Source organism: Streptomyces aureus, from assembly GCF_000725495.1.
Taxonomy (GTDB): Bacteria; Actinomycetota; Actinomycetes; order Streptomycetales; family Streptomycetaceae; genus Streptomyces; species Streptomyces aureus_B.
The window spans coordinates 181,150-204,035 of record NZ_KL647039.1 but is presented as its reverse complement, the minus strand read 5'-3'; the positions used below and the strand labels follow the sequence as shown (position 1 = coordinate 204,035).

Below are 22,886 nucleotides of genomic sequence, written 5' to 3'. Positions count from 1 at the left end.
GGGGGTCCGGCCGCCCCTGGTCGTACACGTTCACTTGCCGCCCACACCCATGAGGCCGCCGACCAGCGCGCGGCGGGCCACCAGGTACACGATGAAGATCGGGACACCGGAGAGGACGACGGAGGCGAGGATCGCGGGAATGTTCACGCCGAACTCGCTCACGTAGTTGAACAGGCCGAGGGTCAGTACCCGCGGTCCGTCGGACTGGGTGAAGATCAGCGGGAAGAGGAAGCCGTTCCAGGCCTGTAGGGCCGAGAAGATGACGACGGTGCTGATGCCACCCTTGGCCATCGGGATGACGAGCTGGAACAGCATCCGGGTGGTGGAGGCGCCGTCCAGTGCCATCGCCTCGTACATCTCCTCCGAGATGTCCCGCAGCGTGCCGGTGAGGATCAGCACCGACACCGGCATGGCGAACGCGGCGGTCGGCAGGACGATCGCGAGCAGGCTGTCGTAGAGGTTCAGCTTGGCGATCATCAGATAGAGCGGCACCACGACGGCCTGCGCGGGGATCGCCACGCCCAGCAGGAAGAGTCGGAACGCGGCCCCCGACCAGATGCCCCGGGTCCGTACGGCCACGTAGGACAGCGGGACGCACAGCACGAGGACGATCAGGACGACACCGGCCGCCGCGAGCACCGTGTTCCACAGCAGGTGGCCGAAGCCGTTGTGCAGGACGGTGTTGTAGTTGTCGAGGGTCGGATGGGACGGCGGCTTCAGGGCGTTGTGGCCCAGCGCCTCGTCCTGGTGGGTGAGCGAGGCCGAGATCATCGCGTAGATCGGGATGATCACGACGGCCAGCCAGAGCAGCGCCCCGGCCCCGGCGAGCGGGTTGGCGCGCCGGGTCCAGTGCGGGCGGCGGCGCGCGGGCCGGCCGGCGGCCGGAGCGGGGTCCGTTTTCACGGGGCGAGGCAGCGTGTCGTGCGACATGGCGTCACATCCCTTCCCGGGTGCTGCGCATCGCGCCGAAGCCGGTCAGCTTCACCATCAGCAGGGACAACGCGGTGGCCGCGAGCACCAGGAAGGAGGCGACGGCGCTCGCGTAGCCGAAGTCGTAGCTCTTGAAGCCCGCCTGGTACATCAGGTACGGCAGGATCGCCGTGTCGGTGCCCGGGCCGCCCTGGGTGAGGATCAGGACCGTCTCGAAGTACGTCAGCGAGCCGACGATCATCAGCACACTCGACGTGGTCGCGGTGTTGCGGAGCTGCGGCAGGGTGATCGAGAAGAACTGGCGGTAGCGGCCGGCGCCGTCGATCGCGGCCGCCTGGTACAGGACTTCGGGGATCTGCCGTGCCCCGCCCTGGTAGATGAGGGTGTGGAACGGGATGAACTGCCAGCCGCCGACGAACACGATCGCGAGGAACGCGCCGCTCGTCGTGCCGAGGGTGTCCTTGTGGATGATGCCGAAGTTCGGGTCGAGGAGTGCGTAGAACAGCAGCGAGATCGCCGTCGACGACAGCAGGAACGGCACGAAGAAGACCGCCGAGAGCACCGCGCGGTTGCGCTGCCGGCCCGCCGCCCACACGCCCAGCAGCAGCGAGATCACCGTCTGGAACGCCCAGCTCACCACGGTCAGCGAGACGGTGACCGTCAGGGACTGGGCCAGCCGGTCGTCGCCCAGCAGCTTGCGCCAGTTGGCCAGACCGGCCGGCTCGGGGTCGCCCAGCCCGTTCCACCGGGTGAACGACAGATAGAAGGCCAGGACCATCGGGGCGAGGGCGAAGAACGCGAAGAACAGGACGCCGGGAACGGCCAGTGCGGCGCTGGGGCGGCCGGCCCTGTTGTGCCCGGTGGGGCGGGGGCGGCCCGCGTCGTCCCGCGGGCCGCCCTTGAGCTGTGTGAGGCTCACTTCAGCTCCTTGAGCGCCGACACGAACTGCGTCGGCGAGGACTTGCCCACGAACAGCTTGTTGACCTCGGTGAGCATCGGCGTCGCCACGTTCGGGTCGACCGCCTGGTCCCAGCTCAGCGTGAACGCCGGTGCCTGCTGCACCATCTGGTACTGGAACTTGGCGAACTCCGGGTTCGGCGAGGCGTCCAGGAGGGTCGCCGCGTTCGAGGTGGCCGGGACGTCACCGTTGGCGATGAGCTCCTTCGTGTAGGCCAGGGAGGCGGAGTCCCGCAGGAACGCGATCGCCGCGTCCTTGTTGGACGTGTGGGCGTTCACCGACCAGTAGTTGGTCGGGTTGCCGACCACGTTGCGGATGTCGCCGGCGCCGCCCTCGATCTGCGGGAAGGCGCACCAGCCCAGGTTTTTCTTCGCGAAGTCGGGGAACTTGCCGAGCTGCGTGGAGTACTCCCACGAACCCATCAGATGCATCGCCGCCTTGCCCTTGGCGAAGACCGCTGGCGCGCCGCCGTTGCCGTAGCCCACCGAGCTGTAGCCCTTGCCGAAGGCGCCGTCGTCGATCAGCTCCTTGACCGTCTGCGCGGCCTTGAGGACGGCCGGGTCGCCCCACGCGGAGGCGTCACCGTTCTTGATCTTCTCGAAGACCTGGGGGCCGCCGATCCGGTCGACCAGGTACTCCAGCCACATCAGCTCGGGCCAGATGTCCGCGCCGCCCAGCGCGAACGGGGTGATGCCCGCCTTCTTCAGCTTGGCGTTGTTGTCCAGCAACTGGTCCCAGGTGGTGGGCGGCTGGAGCTTGTGCTCCTCGAAGACCGTCTTGTTGTAGAAGAGGATCACGGGCTGCATGCCGCGCATCGGCACGCCGTAGTTCTTGCCGTCCAGCCCGCCCGAGGCCAGCACCGAGGGCAGGAAGCCGCTCTTGAGCACCGGGTCGGACGCGATGGTGTCGGTCAGGTCGACCAGCTGGCCGGCCTCCCGGTAGGCCTTGATGGAGCCACCGCCCCAGTTGAAGAACACGTCGGGGGCGTTCGGCGAGCCCATCGCCGTGCGGAGCTTGGCCGGGTAGTCGGTGGCGGGCACCTTCTGCAGCTTGATGCTGCCCTTGGCCTTCTTCGCCGCGGCGGAGGCGTTGAACCGGTTGACGGACTTGACCTGGATCTTCGCCGCGTCGTCGCCGTAGACGAACGCGGTGAGCGTCCCATTGGCGCCCGAACCGCCGCCGGAGCCGCAGGCGGTGAGCCCGCCGGCAGTGGCCAGGGCAGCCGTGCCCGCGCCGAGGAACCAACGTCTGCTGTAGGACTCCATGGACGGCACCTCTCGGTCAGCGCGAGGGATCGCCGATGATCCGTCGCGAATGTTTCGAGTTATTTTTCGAATGTTCCGGGAAGGTAAGGCGATCCGAGGGGTCCGTCAAGGGGTCGCGCAGAGATACGATCGCCGCCATGAAGCCTGGGAAGTCCGCAGAAGCACAGACGGCGACGCTGGCCGAGATCGCTCGGGAGGCCGGTGTCTCGGCTCCGACTGTTTCGAAAGTCCTCAACGGCCGTGCCGACGTCGCCCCCGCGACCCGCTCCCGCGTCGAGGAGCTGCTGCACGCCTACGGCTACCGGCGCCGCCGGGCCGAGGCTTCCCGCTCGCCGCTGATCGACCTGGTCTTCCACGAGCTGGAGAGCGCCTGGGCGATGGAGGTCATCCGGGGCGTGGAGAACGTCGCCCGCGACGCCGGCCTCAGCGTGGTGCTCTCCGAGTCGGCCGGGCGGCTCACCCCCGGGCGCACCTGGGCCGACCAGGTCGCCGCCCGGCGCCCGCACGGGGTGATCCTCGTCCTCTCGGGCCTCGACGACTCCCAGCGCGCCCTGCTGAACAGCAGGTCCATCCCCTTCGTGGTGATGGACCCGGCCGGCGACCCGGGCGTCGACGTGCCCTCCATCGGCGCCACCAACTGGCAGGGGGGCCTCGCCGCCACCCGCCACCTCGTCGAACTCGGGCACACCCGGATCGGGGCCATCAGCGGGCCGTCCCGGATGATGTGCAGCCGGGCGCGGGTCGACGGCTACCGTGCGGCGCTGGAGACGGCGGGGCTGCCCGTCGACCCCTCGCTGATCGTCGCCGGGGACTTCCATCACGAGGCCGGCCACCGGCTCGGGCTCGACCTGCTGCGCCGGCCCGACCGGCCCACGGCCGTCTTCGCCGGCAACGACCTCCAGGCGCTCGGGCTCTACGAGGCGGCTCGTGAGCTGGGGCTGCGCGTTCCCGAGGACCTGAGCGTGGTCGGCTTCGACGATCTGCCGGTGGCCCGCTGGGTGGGGCCGCCGCTGACGACCGTGCGGCAGCCGTTGACGGAGATGGCCGAGGCGGCGGCGAAGCTGGTGCTCGAGCTGAGCCGTCAGGAGAGGCCGTCCGCGGGGACGCGGATGGAGCTCGCGACCAGTCTGGTGGTCCGGAGCAGCACGGCGCCTCCGGCGTAATACCGGTCCGGTGGGTGGGCCGGGGACGTGCCGGTGCATCAGGCCGTCGCCGTCGGACAAAGATGTGGACGTTAGTGGCGACGGCCATCGATGTACCGGCACGTCCCCTCACGCCGGATCCCGGGTGCGGGTGGATCGTGGCCGAGTTTCAGCCCCTCCGGCGTTTGAGGAGCGGGGTCTGGGGCGGAGCCCCAGGTACGGGAAGGGTAGGGGCGGAGGGGGCGAAAGAAGGCTTGGGTCGGGGGCCACCTTCGGGCTGGGGGGAGTGGGGTCCGTGTGGCCGGATCAGGGCGAAGTTGGCCGAGGGGTCGTATTGACGGGTGGGGCGTTCGCCTCCACACTCCTGCGAAGTCAATCGGTTGTACGGCCGAAACTTTCGGAGGCACCCGCCATGAGAACCTCCCGAACCCGTTCCACCAGAACCCGTCCCTTACGCGGCTCCTTACGCCGCCGTGTCGCCGCCCTGTTCGCCGGGGCCGTGACGGTGGCCGCCCTGCTCGCGGCCGGCACGACGGCGCACGCCGCCGACGCCCCGCTGCGCGACCTCGCCGCCGCCAAGGGCAAGGTCATCGGCACCGCCGTCACCGGCTCCAAGCTGACCGGGACCTACGGCACCATCGCCGGGGGCCAGTTCAACTCGCTGACCCCGGGCAACGCGATGAAGTGGGGCACCGTCGAGCCCACCCGGGGCAGCTTCAACTGGGCCGAGGCCGACCAGATCGTCGCGTTCGCGCAGGCCCACAACCAGCAGGTGCGCGGACACACGCTGGTCTGGCACAGCCAGAACCCGAGCTGGCTGACGAACGGCACCTGGACCACCGCCGAGCTGAGCGCCCTGCTCCAGGACCACATCACCACCGAGGTCACCCGCTACAAGGGGAAACTGGCCGCCTGGGACGTGGTCAACGAGCCCTTCAACGAGGACGGCACCTACCGCTCGACCCTCTGGTACAACGGCCTCGGCGCCGACTACATCGCCCAGGCGCTGACCTGGGCGCACGCCGCCGACCCGAGCGCCAAGCTCTACATCAACGACTACAACGTCGAGGGCGTCAACGCCAAGAGCACCGCCCTGTACAACCTGGTCAAGTCCCTGAAGGCGCGCGGCGTCCCGATCGACGGCGTCGGCCTGCAGGCCCACCTCATCCTCGGCCAGGTCCCCGGCACCCTCCAGCAGAACATCCAGCGCTTCGCCGACCTCGGCGTCGACGTCGCGGTCACGGAGCTGGACATCCGGATGCAGCTCCCCTCCGACAGCACCAAACTGGCCCAGCAGGCCGCCGACTACAAGGCGGTCTTCGACGCCTGCGTCGCCGTGACCCGCTGCTACGGCGTGACCGTCTGGGGCTTCACCGACTCCGACTCCTGGATCCCGGACGTCTTCTCGGGCTACGGCGCGGCGACCCCGTACGACGAGAACTACGCGCCGAAACCGGCCTACGGCGCCATCGCGGCCTCGCTCGGCGGGACCACCACCCCGCCGCCCACCGGCGCGTGCACGGTGACCTACAGCGTGCAGACACAGTGGAACACCGGGTTCACCGGGCAGGTGCGCATCGCGTGCTCCGGAGCCGCGCTCTCCTCGTGGAAGGTGAACTGGACGTACGGCGCCGGCCAGCAGATCACCCAGGCCTGGAACGCCACCTGCACCCAGAGCGGCGCGGCCGTCAGCTGCGCCAACGCCTCCTACAACGGGAGTGTTCCGGACGGCGGTTCGGTGACCTTCGGGTTCAACGCCTCGTGGAGCGGTAGTAATCCGGTGCCCACGGTGACGCTGGGCTGAGCCCCCGCTGAGAACCATGAGATTCTCCGAAGAAATACCTCGCGCGTCCCTTTCCCTAACAGTCCCCTAATAAAGCGGACCTACGTTCCTGTCCGTGACGGGACATGACGAGAACGGCGACGGGCGCGGACGGCGGGGCCGGCGGTCGAAGGTGCTGAGGGCCGCCGGCCTCACCCTCGCGGGACTGCTGGTGGTGGGTGCCGGCACCGCGGGCTGGGCGTACTGGCATCTGAACCGGAACATCCGCAGCGTCGACATCAACAGCGCGCTCGGCGACGACCGTCCGGCGCGGGCGGTGGTGACCCCTTCGGCACCGGCGTCCGCCTCGGCCTCCCCTTCCCCGCTGCCCAGCGGTGCCCTCAACATCCTGGTCCTCGGCTCCGATTCGCGCAGCGGTGCCGCCAACGCGAAGCTCGGCGGGGGAGACAGTTCCGGGGCCCGCTCCGACACCGCGATGGTCGTGCACATCGACGCCGGGCGCACCCGGGCCACGGTCGTCAGCATCCCGCGGGACACGCTCGTCACCCGCCCCTCCTGCCCGCTGGCGTCCGGCGGTTCGACGGCGGTGGCCTACGGCGCCATGTTCAACAGCGCCTACTCGGTGGGCGGACCGGTGTGCGCGGTGAAGACGGCCGAGTCCCTCACGGGCGTCCGGATGGACCACTACCTCGAGATCGACTTCGCGGGCTTCGCGAAGCTGGTGAACGCCCTCGGCGGGGTCACCGTCACCACCGGCCAGGACATCGACGACGACAAGAGCCATCTCCATCTGGCGGCGGGCACCCACCGGCTGAACGGCAAGCAGGCCCTCGCCCTGGCCCGCACCCGGCACGGCATAGGCGACGGAAGCGACCTCGGCCGCATAGGACTGCAGCAGAAGCTCGTGAAGGCCCTGCTGCGGCAGATCTCCTCGGCCGGCCTGCTCTCCGACCCGGTGAAGCTCTACGACGTCGCGAACGCGGTGACCGGCAGCCTGACCACGGACACGGGGCTGGACTCGCTCGGCGAACTGACGCGCCTGGGACAGAGCTTGAAGTCCCTGTCCTCCGACGCGGTCAAGACCGTGATGATGCCGGTGGCGACGGCCCCCTCCGACCCCAACCGGGTGGTGCCGCGCGAACCGGCGGCGGACGACTTGTGGAAGTCTTTGCGCTGACCGGCCGGGCGCCGGGACAACCATCGGGGCGCAGGGCGAGTCGTGTGCGGTGACCCCGTCACCGTAACGAAGGAGCCCCCGGTGTTCTCCGCACGTTCGCACGCCCGTTGGGCGGTCCCGCTGACCCTGGGGCTCGCGGCACTGGGCGTCGCCGTTCCTCCCGCGTCCGCGTCGCGGACGGCCGCCTCCGTCCGCGACGACTTCAACGGCGACGGGTACGCCGACCTGGTCGTCGGCGCCCCGGACGCGACCGTCGGCGGCCGGACCAGGGCGGGCTACGCGGCCGTCCTGTACGGCGGCCCGCACGGGCTCGCCGGCATCCGGCGCACGATCGTCAGCCGCGCCACGTCAGGCGTCCCCGGAGACCCCACCTCCTACGAGACGTTCGGCCTCCAGCTGGCCAAGGGCGACCTGGACGGCGACGGTTACACGGACCTCGTCGTCGGCACCCGCGCTGCGGGCGCCGACGCGGTCGTGCTCTGGGGCGGTCCGCGGGGCCTGTCCGGCGGCACCCCGGTGCCCGGCAACAACACGCAGACCGGTGATTTCGACGGCGACGGGCACCTCGACCTCGCCGTCTTCCGGGCCAGTTACACGGGCGGCGACGATCCGCGGGGCACCACCGCCACGGTCTGGACGGGCCCCGTCACCCGCTCCGGCACCCCGGCAGCCGCCGCCCCGCTCGACCCCGACCACCTCCAGTACATCGACGTCCACGACGGCACGGCCGGTGACATCAACGGAGACGGCCGTGCCGACCTGGCGCTCACCGCCTACTGCGGGGAGGGCGGCGACTGCGGGCGGGTCTACCTGGGCGGCCCCTCCGGCCTCACCCGGCTCACCGGCTACTACCTGACCGGCGACGGTGTCCTCACGCTCGGCGACGTCAACGGCGACGGCTACGACGACCTGATCGGCGGCTACGGCTACAACGACTCCATCGCCGTGGTCCCCGGCTCGGCCGGCGGGCCGAGCCAGGACCAGAGCAGCTGGAAGGAGTACACGCAGGACACGCCCGGCGTCCCAGGCGCCAGGGAGGCCGGCGACATGTTCGGCGCGTCGATCGCCGTCGGTGACGTCGACGGCGACGGCATCGACGACGTGGCGGTCGGCGCCCCCGGAGAGAACGGCTCCACCGGTGTCGTCGACGTGCTGCGGGGCAGCCGCTCCGGACTGACCGGCGCGCACGCCCGGGCGTTCACCCAGGACACCCAGGGGGTCCCCGGGGTGTCCGAGCCGGGCGACGGCTTCGGCCACACCGTGCGCCTGCTCGACGTCGACCGCGACGGGCACGCCGACCTGGCCGCCTCCGCGGCGAACGAGGACGCGGGCAACGGCGCCGTCTGGCTGCTGCGCGGCTCCGCGGCCGGCGTCGTCGCGGACGGGTCCCTCGTCCTGGGAGGCAGGACGCTCGGGGCTCCCTACGCCAAGGCCGGGTTCGGCTCCGTACTCCGGTAGCCGCCGTCCGACCTGCGCGAACACCGGATGAGCGGGCCCCGGGAAAAAACTTCCGGAGAATTCCGGGGTGGGTGTCGATCCGGGCTCTCCCCGATCGACGCACTGGTGAGAGGCGGGAAGAAGCCCCGCCTCCGAGGCACCACCGACATGAGGAGTCACCATGCCCCGCTACCTCTCCCTGGTCCAGATCGACGAGCGCACCGCTCCCGCCGAGGGCCCGAGCCCCGAGCTGATGCAGCGCATGGGCGAGCTCATCGAGGAGATCACCAAGGCCGGCGTCATGCTCCAGACCGAGGGCCTGACACCCAGCGCGCAGGGCAAGCGCGTCCACTACTCGGGCGGCGAGCTGTCCGTCACCGACGGGCCCTTCACCGAGTCCAAGGAGGTCGTCGGCGGTTACGCGATCATGCAGTGCAAGGACATGGCCGAGGCGCTGGAGTGGACCAAGCGGTTCCTGAAGGTGCACGAGGAGCACTGGACGGTCACCTGCGAGGTGCGGGAGATCGCCGAGGGCTGAGCTCCTTGGCCGGACGCCGCCGTGGGTGTCTCATGGGGGGTTGTGGAACAGCAGCCCGCACCGGCACCCGCCGGCGGTGTCGACACCGCCGTCGAGACCATCTTCCGTATCGAGTCCCCCCGCATCATCGCGGGGGTGGCCCGGATCGTCCGTGACGTCGGCATCGCCGAGGAACTCGCCCAGGACGCCCTGGTCGCGGCGCTGGAGCAGTGGCCGCGCGACGGCGTGCCGGACAACCCGGGCGCCTGGCTGACGGCCACGGCCAAGCACCGGGCGATCGACCTCGTACGCCGCCGGGAGCGGTACGCGCGCAAGCTGGAGGAGGTCGGGCGGGACCTCTCGCTGTCCGCGCCGCACCACCTCGACGAGCCCTCCGACCCGGACGACATCGACGACGACCTGCTCCGCCTGGTCTTCACGGCCTGTCACCCCGTCCTGTCCGCCGAGGCCCGCATCGCGCTCACGCTGCGGCTCCTCGGCGGGCTGACGACGTCCGAGATCGCCCGCGCCTTCCTCGTCCCGGAGGCGACGGTCGCCCAGCGCATCGTGCGGGCCAAGCGGACACTGGCGGCGAAGGGGGTCGCCTTCGAGGTTCCCTACGGACCCGAGCGCGAGGCCCGGCTCGGGTCCGTGCTCGAGGTCATCTACCTCGTCTTCAACGAGGGCTACGCGGCGACGGCGGGCGACGACCTGCTCCGCCCCGCGCTGTGCGAGGACGCGCTGCGGCTGGCCCGGGTGCTCGCCGAGCTGATGCCCAAGGAGAGCGAGGTGCACGCGCTGGCCGCGCTGCTGGAACTCCAGGAGTCCCGGTCGGCCGCCCGCACCGGGCCCGGCGGCGAACCCGTCCTTCTCAAGGACCAGCAGCGGCGCCGCTGGAACCGCATGCTGATCGGCCGGGGCTTCGCGGCACTGGGCCGGGCGAACGCCGTCTCCACCGGCAGCCCGGGGCCCTACGCCCTCCAGGCCGCCATCGCCGCCTGTCACGCGCGGGCCTTCGCCTACGAGGACACCGACTGGCGGCAGATCGTGACCCTGTACGGCCTGCTGGCGGCCCGCTCCCCGTCCCCCGTGGTCGAGCTCAACCGCGCCGTGGCCGTCTCGATGGCCGAGGGCCCGGAGCAGGCGCTCGCCCTCGTCGACACGCTCGCGGACGAACCGGCCCTGCGCGACTACCACTTGCTGCCCAGCGTCCGGGGGGACCTGCTCGCCCGGCTCGGACGCACCCGCGAGGCGCGCACGGAGTTCGAGCGGGCGGCGTCGCTGGCACGCAACGGACGGGAGCGGGAGCTGCTGGAGGCGCGGGCCGGTGAGCTGCGGGAACCCTGAGATTCCCGTGGAGGATTTCCATTTCCAAGGTGATCGGAAAGGGCTTACAGTTGCGCCGCCGCCGTACACGCGGATGACGCTCTGAGTTCATCCCGTAGGCCCCTGTGAGGTGGTCCGGCGGCTCATCGCACCTACCCGTGGGGGGTACACCCTTGAGAATCTCCACGCGCCACAGACTCGTGGCGCTCACCGCGGCGACGGCCCTGGCCGCCGGCACGGCGATCGCCCTGGCACCGGGGGCGTCGGCCGACGTCGCCGGATGGCCGGCCACCGACGGCAAGATCGCTATGGAGATCGACGGCATCATGTCCGTGGACGCCGGCGGCAACGCCATGAAGCGTGTCTCGAACAGCTCCGACGACACATCGCCCGCGTGGTCGCCCGACGGCAGCCGTGTGGTCATGGAGGACGCCGGCGAGCTGAAGACCGTGGGCCTGACCAGCCTCACCGGGACGTACGTCTACACGGGCGCGAACGGCTCGGCGTCCCACCCCACGTACTGGACCTACGGCCGCCGGATCGTCTTCTCCGCGTCCAAGAAACTCTACTCCGTGTCGGCCGACGGCGGCACCGCCTCCCGGCTGCTGGCCACCGGAGGCTGCGACCTCGTGCCGAGCGGCGACGCGACCGGCAAGCTGCTGGCCTTCCAGCGCAACGGCACCGGCTGCACCACGACCACGCCGTCGGTCGTGCTCTACAACTCCGCCACCAAGACGGAGACCAAGATCGCCGCGGGCCGCTCGCCCGCCCTCTCGCCCGACGGTACCAAGGTCGCCTTCATCCGCACCGTCGACGGTCGCGGCCAGGTGTTCTCGGTCAACACCGACGGCACCGGCGAGCGCCGCCTCACCGACGACACGAGCGACTACACGACCCCCTCCTGGGCGCCCGCGAGCGACCGGCTGGTCGTCGCCGTCGGCGACCACGTCTCCGAGGACGCCATCAAGGTCCTGACGGTCACTGCCGACGCCGTGACCGTGGGCAGTCCGTTCCCGTACGGCGGTCGTTCGCCCGCCTGGCAGCCGCTGCGCAAGAACTATGTCTCCCGGGTCTCCGGCGCCGACGTCTACGGCAGCAACATCGCCGCGTCCCGCTGGACCTGGAACACGGTCGGCAAGAGCGAGCCGGGGCTGATGAACGCCTCGTCCGCCGTGCTGGTCTCCCAGGACAGCCAGTCGTACGCGCTGACCGCCCCCGCCCTCGCGGGCAAGAAGCACGGGCCGGTCCTGCTGACCCCGGGCACCTCGATCTCGACGGCCGTGCAGAAAGAGCTCAAGCGGACCCTCAAGCCGGGCGCGAGCGTCTACCTCGTCGGCGGCACCTCGATCCTGAGCAGCGCCGTCTCGTCGAAGGTCACCGCGCTCGGGTTCGTCCCGAAGCGGCTGGCGGGCACCTCCCGCTACTCGACCTCGGTCGCCGTCGCCAAGTCGATCACCAGCGCCCCGAAGTACGTCTTCATCGCGACCGGCACCGACTATCACTCGGCCCTCGCCGCCGCGTCGGCCGCGGGTGCGGAGGGGACGAGCAGCAAGGCGGTCGTCGTGCTCAACGACGGCAACAAGCTGACCTCGTCCGTGCAGGCGTACCTCAACGGCCTCGACCCGCGCGACACCTACATGATCCCGGTCGGCGCCTCGGCGAAGTACGCGCTCACGCACACGCCGTTCTCGCACTGGCCGTCGACCTTCACGTACTACCCGGTCACGGCGAGCACCAACGCCGGCACCGCGGCCGCTCTCGCGCGGTTCTGGTGGAGCGCGCCGGGCAGCGTGGCCCTGGCCTCCACCGACAGCTGGCGCGGCGGCACCTCGGCCGCCGCGGCGATGAACGTGTTCGGTCCGCTGCTGTGGACGGACGTCGCCACCCTGACCGCCGACACCAAGTCCTACCTGCTCAAGGGCGCCGCGAACGTCAACGGCATCGCCGTCTTCGGCGGCACCGGCTCCGTGTCGACGGCCGCCCTGAACTCCGCAGGCACGGCGATCAGCGCGAGCAGCAGCCAGTGGACGTACACGCCGTACTACAACGGCGTTGCTCCGATGGCGAGTTCGTCGGTCGCCGGGCCGTCCGCGGGCGCCTCGGCGGTGCGGACGGGCGCGGCACAGCTCCCCGTCACCGGGCCGGACCTCGGTCCTCTCAGCACCCGCCACCGGCAGTAGGCGGTGTGGCGGGCGCCCCCACCAGCATGGTCGGGGCGCCCGCCACCCGGGTGAGGAACACGGTGGCGGAGTTCGGTCCCTGGGGTTTCACCTTGCGCCGCAGTTCCTCCGGTTCGACGGCCGACCCGCGCTTCTTCACGGTCAGGACGCCGACCTCCCGCTCCCGCAGCAGCGCCTTCAGCTTCTTCACGTTGAAGGGGAGCCGGTCGGTGATCTCGTACGCGGCGGCGTACGGCGTCGGGCGCAGCTCGTCCGCGGTGACGTAGGCGATCGTCTCGTCGACCAGTCCGCCGTCCAGGTCCTCGGCCACCTCGGCGACCAGGTGCGCGCGGATGACGGCGCCGTCGGGCTCGTACAGATAGCGCCCGACCGCCCGGACCTGCGGATCCGGCAGGCCGCGGCCGCGCAGCTCGCGCGGTCCCGGCAGCAGGGTGGCGCGGACCAGGCCCGGCTCCGTGCCGAACCAGAGCACGGCCTCCTTCACGTCGCCGCCGTCCGAGATCCACTCGGCCTCCGCCTCGGCGGGGACCGCCTCGTGCGGGACGCCGGGGGCGATCTTCAGGGCGGCGATCCGGGCCGTGCGGGCGGCGCCGACCGCCCAGGACAGGGGCGGCGAGTAGGCCTCCGGGTCGAAGATCCGGCCCCGGCCGCCCCGGCGCGCGGGGTCCACGAACACCGCGTCGTACGGGGTGGTGTCCACCTCGGTCACATCCGTCTCGCGCACCTCGATCAGGTCCGCGAGCCCCAGCGCGTCGGCGTTCGCGCGGGCGGCTGCGGCCGTCAGCGGGTCGCGGTCGACGGCCAGGACGCGGATCCCGGCGCGGGCCAGCGCGATGGCGTCGCCGCCGATCCCGCAGCAGAGGTCGGCGACGGAACGCACCCCGAGGGCGCGCAGCCGCTCGGCGCGGTGCACGGCCACGCTCGTGCGGGTCGACTGCTCGACCCCGTTCGGGGTGAAGAACATCCGTCCGGCGTCCTCGTCGCCGAACTTCGCCACCGCCCGCTGCCGCAGCCGGGCCTGTCCGAGGGCCGCCGAGACCAGTTCGGCGGGGTGCTCGCGGCGGAGCCGGGTGGCGACGGCCAGTTCCTGCGCCGGTTCGGTGGCGCGGACCTCGTCGAGCAGGGCGCGGCCCTCGGCGGTGAGCAGGGGGGCGAAGGAGAGGTCGTTCACCCGGCCATTGTGGGCCAGTCGGTGGACGGTCTGCTTCCGGCGGCGGTGTCGGGGCCGTCGTGAGGGCGGTGGGCTGGGAGGATCCGGCTCCATGCGACCCGTACGACAAAATGATAAAACCGGCGCAAAAGGGGCTGGTGCGCGCTGGGCCGTCGGCGTGCTCGCCCTCGCCCTCCTCGCCTCCGGCTGCGCCGGGACCGGCTCCGCCGCCTCCGGGGCCGACGGCGCCAAACCGGCCCATGCCTCGCGGGCCGCGCTCCCCGCGGGTCCCGCCGGCGCCCTCGCCGCGTACGCCGCCCGGCTCGGCAGGGCCGAGGCCCGCCGCGCCGCCGTCGCCCGGCGCTGGGGCCTCGCGAAGACGCCGCTGACGCCCCCGGCGCCGCCCGCCAGGAAGCCGGTCATCGGGGCCCGCAAGGGGTTCGAGGTGGACGACCAGCGGGAACTGCGGCTGCCGCCCGTCTTCACCACCGTCCCCACCAAGGACAAGGTCGTCTTCCTCACCGTCGACGACGGCGCCGAGAAGGACCCGGTGTTCGCGCGGATGATGAGCGACCTCAAGATCCCGTACACCGCCTTCCTCAGCGACTTCCTCGTCGACGACGACTACGGGTACTTCCGGAAGCTGCGCGACCACGGCGTCACCCTGAACAACCACACGCTGCACCACCCCTACCTGCCCGCCCTGTCCTACGCGCGACAGAAGCGCGAGATCTGCGGCATGCAGGACGTCATGGAGAAGCAGTTCGGCCGGCGCCCGACCGTCTTCCGCCCGCCGTACGGCAATTACGACGAGGACACCCTGCGCGCCGCCAAGTCCTGCGGCATCGGATACGCGCCCATCTGGAACGAGGAGGTCTTCCCCGACCACTGGGAGTACCGCGAGGAGGACCAGGACCTGCACCCCGGCGACATCGTCCTCACCCACTTCCAGGGCCCCAGGGAATGGAAGGGCACCATGGCCGACATGGTCCGCCGCTTCCTGAGGACCGTCACGGCCAAGGGATACGCCGTCGCACGCCTGGAGGACTACCTGTGAGGATGCGGGTGCCGGCCGCCGGGCTGCTCGTGGCGGTACTGCTCAGCGGCTGCGCGCAGTCCGTCGATCCCATCGAACGCCTCGGCAAGAAGGCGGCCCAGCGCGTCCACCCGACCGAGTCGGCCTATCGCCGCTGGGGCCTGTCCACCCCGCTCCCCCCCGCGCCGGCCGTGTCCGTCCGGACCAGGGCGCGCGCCGCGGACACCGGGCTGCCGCCCGTCGTCAACCAGGTCCGCACCCGCGACAAGGTGGTCTTCCTGACGTACGACGACGGCGCCGAGCGAGATCCCCGGTTCGCCGACATGGTCCGCGAACTGCGCCTGCCCGTCAGCATGTTCCTCACCGACCGGGTCGCCGGGCCCGGCTACGGACACCTGGCCCGGCTGCGCTCGGTCGGCGCCGGCATCCAGAACCACACCCTCGACCACACGGTCCTGCGCGGCCTGCCCTACTCCGGGCAGCGCGCCGAGATCTGCGGACAGCAGGACAAGCTCGCGCGCCGCTTCGGCGTCCGCCCCCGGCTGCTGCGGCCCCCGTACGGCCGGTACGACGACACCACCCTGCGCGCCGCCGCCGACTGCGGGGTCGCCGCGATCGTCCTCGGCAGGACGGCCGACGAACACCCGCTCCGGCCGGGCGACATCCTCTCCGGCCCCGGCGAACCCGGACTCACGGACGCCACGCTCCGGCTGCTCCGGCGCATCCAGCGGGAGGGCTTCACCCTGGCGCGGCTGGAGAACTACCTCTAGGGGGCGAGGCGGGGCGAGGCGGGGTGGGGCGAGGCGAGGCGGGGCGTCGGCCGGGGAGCGCGGCGGGCAGGTGAAGGGCCGGTCCCGGAGGCGCCCATTCGGCGTGATCCGCCACCTTCCCGCCCACGCCACGCCGACGCCTTTGGCACTCCGCTTGACCGAGTGCTAATCGCAGTCATAGTCTCAGGTCTGGCACTCCCCCCTGGAGAGTGCCAACAGCGACGGGCAGGTCCGGCACCCGCGACGACGGATCGACCTGGTCGCCACCTCAGACAGTTAACCCCGTGAGATCTCCGAAGGGGGAGGTCGGATCGTGACGACCGCCAGCTCCAAGGTTGCCATCAAGCCGCTCGAGGACCGCATTGTGGTCCAGCCGCTCGACGCCGAGCAGACCACGGCCTCCGGCCTGGTCATTCCCGACACGGCGAAGGAGAAGCCCCAGGAGGGCGTCGTCCTGGCCGTGGGCCCGGGCCGCATCGAGGACGGCAAGCGTGTCGAGCTCGACGTCGCCGTCGGCGACATCGTTCTCTACAGCAAGTACGGCGGCACCGAGGTGAAGTACAACGGCGAGGAGTACCTCGTCCTCTCGGCTCGCGACGTGCTCGCGATCATCGAGAAGTAATTCACCTGGTAAGGGAGTTCGGGGCCTCGCCCCGGACGACCCCGCACCAAGCATTGCAGTGAACCACGCCCCTGGCACCCGCGATCATTCCAGCCGGGCGCCGGGGGCGCGGTTCGTTCTCCACATTTTCCGAGAGGGCTGAACCGCTTCCATGGCGAAGATCCTGAAGTTCGACGAGGACGCCCGTCGCGCCCTTGAGCGCGGCGTCAACAAGCTTGCCGACACGGTGAAGGTGACGATCGGCCCCAAGGGCCGCAACGTCGTCATCGACAAGAAGTTCGGCGCTCCCACCATCACCAACGACGGTGTGACCATCGCCCGTGAGGTCGAGGTCGAGGACCCGTTCGAGAACCTCGGTGCCCAGCTGGTGAAGGAGGTGGCGACCAAGACCAACGACATCGCGGGTGACGGTACGACCACCGCCACCGTGCTCGCCCAGGCGCTCGTGCGCGAGGGCCTGCGCAACGTCGCCGCCGGTGCCTCCCCGGCGCTGCTGAAGAAGGGCATCGACGCGGCCGTCAAGGCGGTCTCCGACGAGCTCCTCGCCACCGCGCGCCCGATCGACGAGAAGTCCGACATCGCCGCCGTCGCCGGTCTGTCCGCCCAGGACCCGCAGGTCGGCGAGCTCATCGCCGAGGCGATGGACAAGGTCGGCAAGGACGGTGTCATCACCGTCGAGGAGTCCAACACCTTCGGTCTGGAGCTCGACTTCACCGAGGGCATGGCCTTCGACAAGGGCTACCTGTCCCCGTACATGGTGTCCGACCAGGAGCGTATGGAGGCCGTCCTCGACGACCCGTACATCCTCATCCACCAGGGCAAGATCAGCTCCATCCAGGACCTGCTGCCGCTGCTGGAGAAGGTCATCCAGTCGAACGCCTCCAAGCCGCTGCTGATCATCGCCGAGGACGTCGAGGGCGAGGCCCTGTCGACCCTGGTCGTGAACAAGATCCGCGGCACGTTCAACGCCGTCGCCGTGAAGGCCCCCGGCTTCGGTGACCGCCGCAAGGCCATGCTCGGCGACGTCGCCACCCTCACCGGTGGTCAGGTCATCGCCGAGGAGGTCGGCCTCAAGCTCGACCAGGTCGGCCTGGACGTGCTCGGCAGCGCCCGCCGCGTGACCGTCACCAAGGACGACACCACGATCGTCGACGGTGCCGGCAGCAGCGACGAGGTCGCCGGCCGCGTCAACCAGATCAAGGCCGAGATCGAGAACACCGACTCCGACTGGGACCGCGAGAAGCTCCAGGAGCGCCTCGCGAAGCTGGCCGGCGGCGTGTGCGTGATCAAGGTCGGCGCCGCCACCGAGGTGGAGCTGAAGGAGAAGAAGCACCGTCTGGAGGACGCCATCTCCGCGACCCGCGCCGCGGTCGAGGAGGGCATCGTCTCCGGTGGTGGCTCCGCGCTCGTCCACGCTGTCAAGGTCCTCGAGGGCAACCTCGACAAGACCGGTGACGAGGCCACCGGTGTCGCGGTCGTCCGCCGCGCCGCCGTCGAGCCGCTGCGCTGGATCGCCGAGAACTCGGGCCTCGAGGGCTACGTCATCACCTCCAAGGTCGCCGAGCTCGACAAGGGCCAGGGCTTCAACGCCGCCACCGGCGAGTACGGCGACCTGGTGAAGGCCGGCGTCATCGACCCGGTCAAGGTCACCCGCTCCGCCCTGGAGAACGCCGCCTCCATCGCCTCCCTGCTCCTGACGACCGAGACCCTCGTCGTCGAGAAGCCGGCCGAGGAAGAGGCCGACGCCGGCCACGGTCACGGCCACTCCCACTGACGCACCCCGGACCCGGCGCCGAGCCCCCACCCGGGGACCCGGCGCCACCCCGGCCCGCGTGACTTCGCCCCGCCGTTCCCACGGCGGGGCGAAGTGCTGTCCGGCGTCCCGGCCGGGCATGAGTGTTCCTTGGACTGGTACCAGACCCTTGTACCGGTCGAGTGGTACCGTGATGTGGTACCACTTCCCGGGAGGACGAGTCCATGGCCATCACCGCCAGCGAGGCCCGAGCCAAGCTGTTCCCGCTCATCCAGCAGGTCAACGACGATCACGAGCCGGTCGAGATCACCTCCAAGGGCGGCGACGCCATACTGATGTCGGCCGACGACTTCCGCTCCTGGCAGGAGACCGTCTACCTGCTCCGCAGCCCTGCCAACGCCGCTCGCCTCATGGCCGCCGTCGCGGAGGACAAGGCCGCCGAAACACCCTTGGTCACCAGGTCCATGGACGAGCTGACGGCCATGGCGGAGGACGGGGAGTGAGGGACGTACGATTCCGTCCCACCGGCTGGGAAGACCTCCTCTACTGGCAGTCCGCCGACAAAAAGCTGTTCGGCAAGCTGGTCCGTCTGATCGGGGAGATCCAGCGCGATCCCTTCACGGGGATCGGCAAGCCCGAACCGCTGAAGGGCGACCTGTCGGGTTACTGGTCACGCCGGATCGACGACGAGCACCGGCTGATCTACCGGGCCACCGAGAAGGAAGTCGTGATCATCAAGGCCCGGTACCACTACTGAGGGACCGCCGCCCGCATGGCCGTACGGGGCGACTGCGCCGAAGTCCTGACGGGAGAACCATCGGGCCGTCGCCTAAGAGCCAAGTCGGCCTTGTCGTTTCGCTCGAGTGCGGCGACAGCCGAGGCAGAGGAGCGACAGTGCCTTCCTGGCCCGGGGTCATGGCGCGGGCAGTCTGACGTGGACGTCCAGACCGCCTGCATCGCGCGGTGCCGCTGTCACGGTTCCACCGTGGGCGCGCGCCACGGAGCGGACGATGGACAGACCGAGGCCCACACCCTTGTCGCTGCCGGTGCGCTCGGTGCGCAGTCGCCGGAAGGGCTCGAAGAGGTTGTCGATCTCGTACCCGGGCACCACCGGGCCGGTGTTGGAGACGACCAGAGCCGCCTGGCCGTGCCGCGCCTCGGTGGTCACCTCGACCCAGCCGCCTTCCGGGACGTTGTACCGGATGGCGTTCTGCACGAGGTTCAGGGCGATGCGTTCCAGAAGGACGCCATTGCCCTGAACGACCGCTTCCTTGCGCTCGCCGCGGAACTCCACACCTTTCGCCTCGGCCTCGGCCCTGGCCTGGTCGATCGCCTGTGAGGCGACCTCCGCCAGGCCCACCGGCTTGCGCTCGACGATCTGGTTGTCACTGCGGGCGAGGAGCAACAGGCCCTCGACGAGCTGCTCGCTCCGCTCGTTCGTGGCCAGCAGCGTCTTGCCGAGCTGTTGCAGCTCCATGGGCGCTCCGGGGTCGGACAGGTGCACCTCCAAGAGCGTCCGGTTGATGGCGAGCGGGGTACGCAACTCGTGCGAGGCGTTGCCGACGAACCGCTGCTGGGCGGTGAACGCCCGCTCCAGTCGCTCCAGCATGTCGTCGAAGGTGTCCGCCAGCTCCTTCAGCTCGTCGTCCGGGCCATCCAGCTCGATACGGCGGGACAGGTCCGAGCCGGCCACGGCGCGAGCGGTGCGAGTGATCCGGCCGAGAGGCGAAAGCACACGGCCGGCCATCGCGTAGCCGAACGCGAAGGCCACCACCGCCAGGATCATCAGGGCCAGCAACGACCGATGCAGCAGGGAATCGAGCGCGACAGCCCGTTGGTGGTCCAGGCAGGACCCCAGAATGCTGTTGAACTGGCTTCCGCTCTGGGCCTGTTCGACGGCTGGGCAGACATCGCTCGCGAACCTGAGGTTGTACCCCTCCGTGATCCGAAGACCCGCACCGCTGTTGCGCAGTGCCTGGGCGGCCAGTAGATAGATGATCAAGAGCAGTAAGACACCGGCGATGAGGAACATTCCGCCGTACAGCAGTGTCAGCCTCATCCGGATGGTCGGGCGCAGCTGCGAGTAGGCCCTCGAGAACTCGCTTTGTTGCCACGGGCGCTCCGAACCCGCACCACCTCGTACGTGGGGAGAGCGTAGGGGTCGCGGAGGCACAGTCGGCTGCTGCTCTCTCCGAGAGGTGTCGGTCATGATGTCACCCCTGACCGCGGGAGGGCGGGACCTGGACGGCCAGGCCCGGCAGCGAGCAGGAACGAGTCCACGTCGTCCTGACGCCGCTCGGCCGTTCAGCGCCCGTCACGAGCCGATGCCTGCCGGGGTTCTTGGTCACGCGCACTTCGGTGCGTATCCCTTCGTCTGGAGCGAGTTTGCTCCCCAGCGTGCCGTGAGAACACATAAGTTGGCGGTTAGGCCCCTGCCAGGTATCAGCGCACACCCCGTCTGTCGCCGTTCTGGTCCGAGGCCCTCCGCCCTGAGGTTGTCCGGCGTGGTTCCGGCGGGGTGCGGCGGGCCGTGCAGGCCGGACACAGGGACTCCTCGCCGATCGGCCTGAAGAGCCGTGGCTGGGTGTGGTGGCCTTCGCACTCCCGGGTGCCGGTGAGGCGGCGCGAGAGGCGGGGCCGGCGACGGCGGCGAGAGGGGCGTGCCCGGGGGCGGGTGCGGGGGCGTCGGGCGGGGGCGGTACGTCCCGGAGGAGGTGGCGGAGCAAGCCACCGGGGCGGTGTACGGGGGTGCCGTCGTCGGGGAGGCCGCGGAGGACGTGCATGCGGACGGCGGTGGGTGGGTGCCCCGCCTCCAGCCAGCGGGCGGTGAGATCCGTCAACTCCGCGTGCATGGCGCGCGGGATGTGCCGGAGCTCGGGGGAGAGCAGGGGGTAGGCGGCGGTGAGGGCGCGGGCCGCTTCGAGGATCTCGGGGGTGCGGGGTGTCCGAGGTGTCTCCGGCTCGGGGGTCCGGGCCGTCCCCGGCTTGGGCGGAGCCGGCCGCCCGGGGGGTTCGGGGGGTTGGTGGGAGGTGTTCCTTTCAGGGTCATTATCGGGATAGCCGTCGGTGAGCGGGGTGGTCGGGTCACCGACGGCCGGAATCCGGGGACTCGGTACGACCTGCGACGACACCCGCTCGGGGGTGGTGCCGACGCCCACGGGAATCCGGGCGAGCAGCTTGGCCGCCTCGGCGGGGCTCAACGGAACGCTGGAGACGAGCTGTTGGGTGACCCACTGGCCGCCGGGACCCTGGACGCGCCGCTCGTGCACGAAACCCTCGTCCTTCAACTGGCGCTTGGCACGAGTGAAGGCGGTCGCTCCGATGCGGGCGCGTTCGGCAGTGCGTGAGAGGGACTCGCGCGCCCCCTCGGGAAGGGAGAGCTGCCAGGTCAGGAGGCGAACCGCGTCGGAGGACAGTCGAGGGTGCCGGATGAGCTCGTGGGAGAGCTGGGTGAAGGCGCGCGGGGGCGCGATATGGTGCCTGTAAATCACGGTGGGAGCCCTAACTTCCACTGGTGGTTCAGGCCCTCGCGATCGGTTGCAGCCGTAGCGGGGGCCGTATTTGTGCTGACCGTACCGCACGGAATGTGGTCAGACAGGCGCATTGGGTGAAGAAAGGTTTTGTGGAGGCTTTCACTCACACGAATCAACTTGCCTGGTCATCTGCTTGGTTGACGCACGGGCGTCCTAGCCTGCGATCACGGAGCGTGGAGTCGGCGAGGGTGAGGCGGCATGGACGGCGGTGCGGACTCGGGTGCGGGTGGTGGAGAGTCGGAATCGGGCGTGGACTTCCTGCGCTGCTTCGGCGCCGTTCAGTGGGCCGCGTTCGTGCGGATGGCCGCGCGCGGTTGATGTGAGGGCGGGGCGGTCGGTCGCCCGCCTTCACGGGCAGTCGGCCGCCGCCTCTCCCGGTGCGGGCGGGACGTCACTCCGGGCCCTCCACATGCGGCCGGGCCAGTCGGCGCAGTGGCGACGTCCTGTCCCACACGTGCCAGCGCGCACCGCACACCGGGTCGGTCGCGTACGTCACCTCGGCCGGGAAGCCATCGGCCCTGACCCGCTCGGCCGGTGGGTCGGAGAGGCGCCTGCCGCAGCGCGGACAGTGGTCCGGGGTACGCATCGGGTACATGCCCATGGCTCTGCTCCCGCCTGCCTCAATGCCCGCCCGGACCTGTGGACCGGCCCCTCTCGGACGCCACCCACCCGCTCACCGAGGCGGCGTCGTCGTCGCAGGCCAGGACACGCCACGCGTCGGAGGTCCAGGCGAAGACCGCGTCCTGTCCGAACCGGCGGCCGAGCTCGCGGGCGGCCGTGTCGCCCAGGCCGACGACGGCGACGCTCTCCTCGTGGTGCGTGCCCCGCACGTCGCCGCCTTCCGCGAGCCACGAGGTGAGACCACGGTGGCGGACCTCGACGAGCAGCAGGCGGTGGGCGCGCGCGTTGGCGTCGGGGGAGGCCGTGCGGCCACGGGGATTCCATGCGGTGATCACGTGGACGGTGGCTCCCTCGGCCGGTTCCGGAAAGGGACCCTCGGCCGTACCCGGAGAACGCGGTTCGACGTGAACGGTCCGGTCCTGGAACCGGATGTCCACGACCGCGGCCCGGTACAGGTCCCAGTTGAGGGGCGTGACGGATGCGTCGATGGCGTGCACAAGGGCCTCCTCGGAACGAAGACCCCCTTACGGCTCGTGCAGGGAGATCGTGCTGTCTCCGAACCCCGCCGTGTCCGGCCGGGTCGGTCAGCCGCAACATTTCATGATCGCGGCCTCGGGGCAAGAGCTTGTGAAGATCTTGCGGAAGGTCGGTGCTGGTGTTAACTTCGCGCTCGGTCGTGTGATCCG

Annotated in this window: 20 protein-coding genes; 13 read left to right on the top strand and 7 right to left on the bottom strand. The window is 70.7% G+C overall.

Annotation, left to right across the window (positions count from 1 at the left end):
- Nucleotides 1-30: 30 nt before the first annotated feature.
- Genes IO36_RS37110 through IO36_RS37100 form a run of 3 tightly spaced genes read right to left on the bottom strand, consistent with a single transcriptional unit; the run spans nt 31 to nt 3,153 of the window.
- A complete protein-coding gene (locus IO36_RS37110) occupies nt 31-930 on the bottom strand; it encodes a carbohydrate ABC transporter permease (RefSeq protein ID WP_037626917.1) in 900 nt (299 codons plus the stop codon).
- A gap of 4 nt (nt 931-934) precedes the next feature.
- On the bottom strand, nt 935-1,849 hold the full coding sequence (locus tag IO36_RS37105; RefSeq protein WP_037626915.1) for a carbohydrate ABC transporter permease: 915 nt from the start codon (nt 1,847-1,849) through the stop codon (nt 935-937).
- Nucleotides 1,846-3,153: an ABC transporter substrate-binding protein gene (locus IO36_RS37100; protein WP_037626912.1), complete on the bottom strand. Its 1,308-nt coding sequence runs from the start codon at nt 3,151-3,153 to the stop codon at nt 1,846-1,848. Before IO36_RS37100 ends, IO36_RS37105 begins: the two co-directional genes overlap by 4 nt.
- Before the next feature lie 137 nt (nt 3,154-3,290).
- Here IO36_RS37100 and IO36_RS37095 point away from each other — a divergent pair, with 137 nt between their 5' ends.
- From IO36_RS37095 to IO36_RS43550, 7 genes are all read left to right on the top strand, one after another.
- Nucleotides 3,291-4,316, top strand: coding sequence for a LacI family DNA-binding transcriptional regulator (locus tag IO36_RS37095; RefSeq protein WP_037626910.1), 1,026 nt, complete (start codon nt 3,291-3,293; stop codon nt 4,314-4,316).
- Between the two features lie 391 nt (nt 4,317-4,707).
- Nucleotides 4,708-6,099, top strand: a complete 1,392-nt coding sequence (locus IO36_RS37090) for a glycoside hydrolase family 10 protein (protein WP_078943680.1) — start codon at nt 4,708-4,710, stop codon at nt 6,097-6,099.
- Nucleotides 6,100-6,193: 94 nt separating this feature from the next.
- Nucleotides 6,194-7,255: an LCP family protein gene (locus tag IO36_RS37085; RefSeq protein WP_209441324.1), complete on the top strand. Its 1,062-nt coding sequence runs from the start codon at nt 6,194-6,196 to the stop codon at nt 7,253-7,255.
- An 81-nt stretch (nt 7,256-7,336) separates the two neighbouring features.
- Nucleotides 7,337-8,713 carry an FG-GAP repeat domain-containing protein gene (locus IO36_RS49070; RefSeq protein ID WP_037626908.1) on the top strand — a complete coding sequence of 459 codons (1,377 nt, stop codon included), beginning with the start codon at nt 7,337-7,339 and terminating at the stop codon, nt 8,711-8,713.
- A gap of 160 nt (nt 8,714-8,873) precedes the next feature.
- On the top strand, nt 8,874-9,230 hold the full coding sequence (locus IO36_RS37075; protein WP_037626905.1) for a YciI family protein: 357 nt from the start codon (nt 8,874-8,876) through the stop codon (nt 9,228-9,230).
- 42 nt (nt 9,231-9,272) lie between these two features.
- Nucleotides 9,273-10,556: an RNA polymerase sigma factor gene (locus tag IO36_RS37070; protein ID WP_037626903.1), complete on the top strand. Its 1,284-nt coding sequence runs from the start codon at nt 9,273-9,275 to the stop codon at nt 10,554-10,556.
- A 152-nt stretch (nt 10,557-10,708) separates the two neighbouring features.
- Entirely contained in the window at nt 10,709-12,715 is a 2,007-nt protein-coding gene (locus IO36_RS43550; RefSeq protein WP_245173623.1) for a cell wall-binding repeat-containing protein, read from the top strand.
- On the opposite strand, the gene IO36_RS37060 is transcribed toward IO36_RS43550, so the two are convergent.
- Entirely contained in the window at nt 12,693-13,886 is a 1,194-nt protein-coding gene (locus IO36_RS37060; protein ID WP_037626900.1) for a class I SAM-dependent methyltransferase, read from the bottom strand. The two genes, IO36_RS43550 and IO36_RS37060, sit on opposite strands and share 23 nt — an antisense overlap.
- A 91-nt stretch (nt 13,887-13,977) precedes the next feature.
- Here IO36_RS37060 and IO36_RS37055 point away from each other — a divergent pair, with 91 nt between their 5' ends.
- The 6 genes from IO36_RS37055 (at nt 13,978) to IO36_RS37030 (ending at nt 18,803) form a co-directional block, all read left to right on the top strand.
- Entirely contained in the window at nt 13,978-14,922 is a 945-nt protein-coding gene (locus tag IO36_RS37055) for a polysaccharide deacetylase family protein (protein WP_051901225.1), read from the top strand.
- A gap of 2 nt (nt 14,923-14,924) precedes the next feature.
- Nucleotides 14,925-15,671: a polysaccharide deacetylase family protein gene (locus IO36_RS37050; RefSeq protein WP_037626896.1), complete on the top strand. Its 747-nt coding sequence runs from the start codon at nt 14,925-14,927 to the stop codon at nt 15,669-15,671.
- Nucleotides 15,672-15,984: 313 nt separating this feature from the next.
- Nucleotides 15,985-16,293: a co-chaperone GroES gene (groES, locus tag IO36_RS37045; RefSeq protein ID WP_037626893.1), complete on the top strand. Its 309-nt coding sequence runs from the start codon at nt 15,985-15,987 to the stop codon at nt 16,291-16,293.
- A gap of 151 nt (nt 16,294-16,444) precedes the next feature.
- Nucleotides 16,445-18,067, top strand: coding sequence for a chaperonin GroEL (gene groL, locus IO36_RS37040; protein WP_037626891.1), 1,623 nt, complete (start codon nt 16,445-16,447; stop codon nt 18,065-18,067).
- 203 nt (nt 18,068-18,270) lie between these two features.
- The gene (locus IO36_RS37035) at nt 18,271-18,549 is read left to right on the top strand and encodes a type II toxin-antitoxin system Phd/YefM family antitoxin (protein WP_037626888.1); all 279 of its coding nucleotides are present in this window, start codon (nt 18,271-18,273) and stop codon (nt 18,547-18,549) included.
- Nucleotides 18,546-18,803 (top strand): Txe/YoeB family addiction module toxin, encoded by a 258-nt coding sequence (locus tag IO36_RS37030; RefSeq protein ID WP_037626886.1) that lies wholly within the window; start codon nt 18,546-18,548, stop codon nt 18,801-18,803. Before IO36_RS37035 ends, IO36_RS37030 begins: the two co-directional genes overlap by 4 nt.
- Before the next feature lie 156 nt (nt 18,804-18,959).
- On the opposite strand, the gene IO36_RS37025 is transcribed toward IO36_RS37030, so the two are convergent.
- From IO36_RS37025 to IO36_RS37010, 3 genes are all read right to left on the bottom strand, one after another.
- Nucleotides 18,960-20,255: a sensor histidine kinase gene (locus tag IO36_RS37025; RefSeq protein WP_078943679.1), complete on the bottom strand. Its 1,296-nt coding sequence runs from the start codon at nt 20,253-20,255 to the stop codon at nt 18,960-18,962.
- Between the two features lie 1,715 nt (nt 20,256-21,970).
- Complete coding sequence (locus IO36_RS37015; protein WP_037626881.1) at nt 21,971-22,180, bottom strand: hypothetical protein; 210 nt, start codon at nt 22,178-22,180, stop codon at nt 21,971-21,973.
- A 19-nt stretch (nt 22,181-22,199) separates the two neighbouring features.
- Nucleotides 22,200-22,697, bottom strand: coding sequence for a DUF3293 domain-containing protein (locus tag IO36_RS37010; RefSeq protein ID WP_037626879.1), 498 nt, complete (start codon nt 22,695-22,697; stop codon nt 22,200-22,202).
- Between the last annotated feature and the right edge of the window lie 189 nt (nt 22,698-22,886).

Coding starts and splice junctions, on each gene's coding strand:
- IO36_RS37110 (WP_037626917.1), bottom strand. CDS start 930: ATGTCGCACGACACGCTGCCTCGCCCCGTGAAAACGGACCCCGCTCCG.
- IO36_RS37050 (WP_037626896.1), top strand. CDS start 14,925: ATGCGGGTGCCGGCCGCCGGGCTGCTCGTGGCGGTACTGCTCAGCGGC.
- IO36_RS37075 (WP_037626905.1), top strand. CDS start 8,874: ATGCCCCGCTACCTCTCCCTGGTCCAGATCGACGAGCGCACCGCTCCC.
- IO36_RS37025 (WP_078943679.1), bottom strand. CDS start 20,255: ATGACCGACACCTCTCGGAGAGAGCAGCAGCCGACTGTGCCTCCGCGA.
- IO36_RS37100 (WP_037626912.1), bottom strand. CDS start 3,153: ATGGAGTCCTACAGCAGACGTTGGTTCCTCGGCGCGGGCACGGCTGCC.
- groL (WP_037626891.1), top strand. CDS start 16,445: ATGGCGAAGATCCTGAAGTTCGACGAGGACGCCCGTCGCGCCCTTGAG.
- IO36_RS37090 (WP_078943680.1), top strand. CDS start 4,708: ATGAGAACCTCCCGAACCCGTTCCACCAGAACCCGTCCCTTACGCGGC.
- IO36_RS37055 (WP_051901225.1), top strand. CDS start 13,978: ATGCGACCCGTACGACAAAATGATAAAACCGGCGCAAAAGGGGCTGGT.
- IO36_RS37095 (WP_037626910.1), top strand. CDS start 3,291: ATGAAGCCTGGGAAGTCCGCAGAAGCACAGACGGCGACGCTGGCCGAG.
- IO36_RS37035 (WP_037626888.1), top strand. CDS start 18,271: ATGGCCATCACCGCCAGCGAGGCCCGAGCCAAGCTGTTCCCGCTCATC.
- IO36_RS37015 (WP_037626881.1), bottom strand. CDS start 22,180: ATGGGCATGTACCCGATGCGTACCCCGGACCACTGTCCGCGCTGCGGC.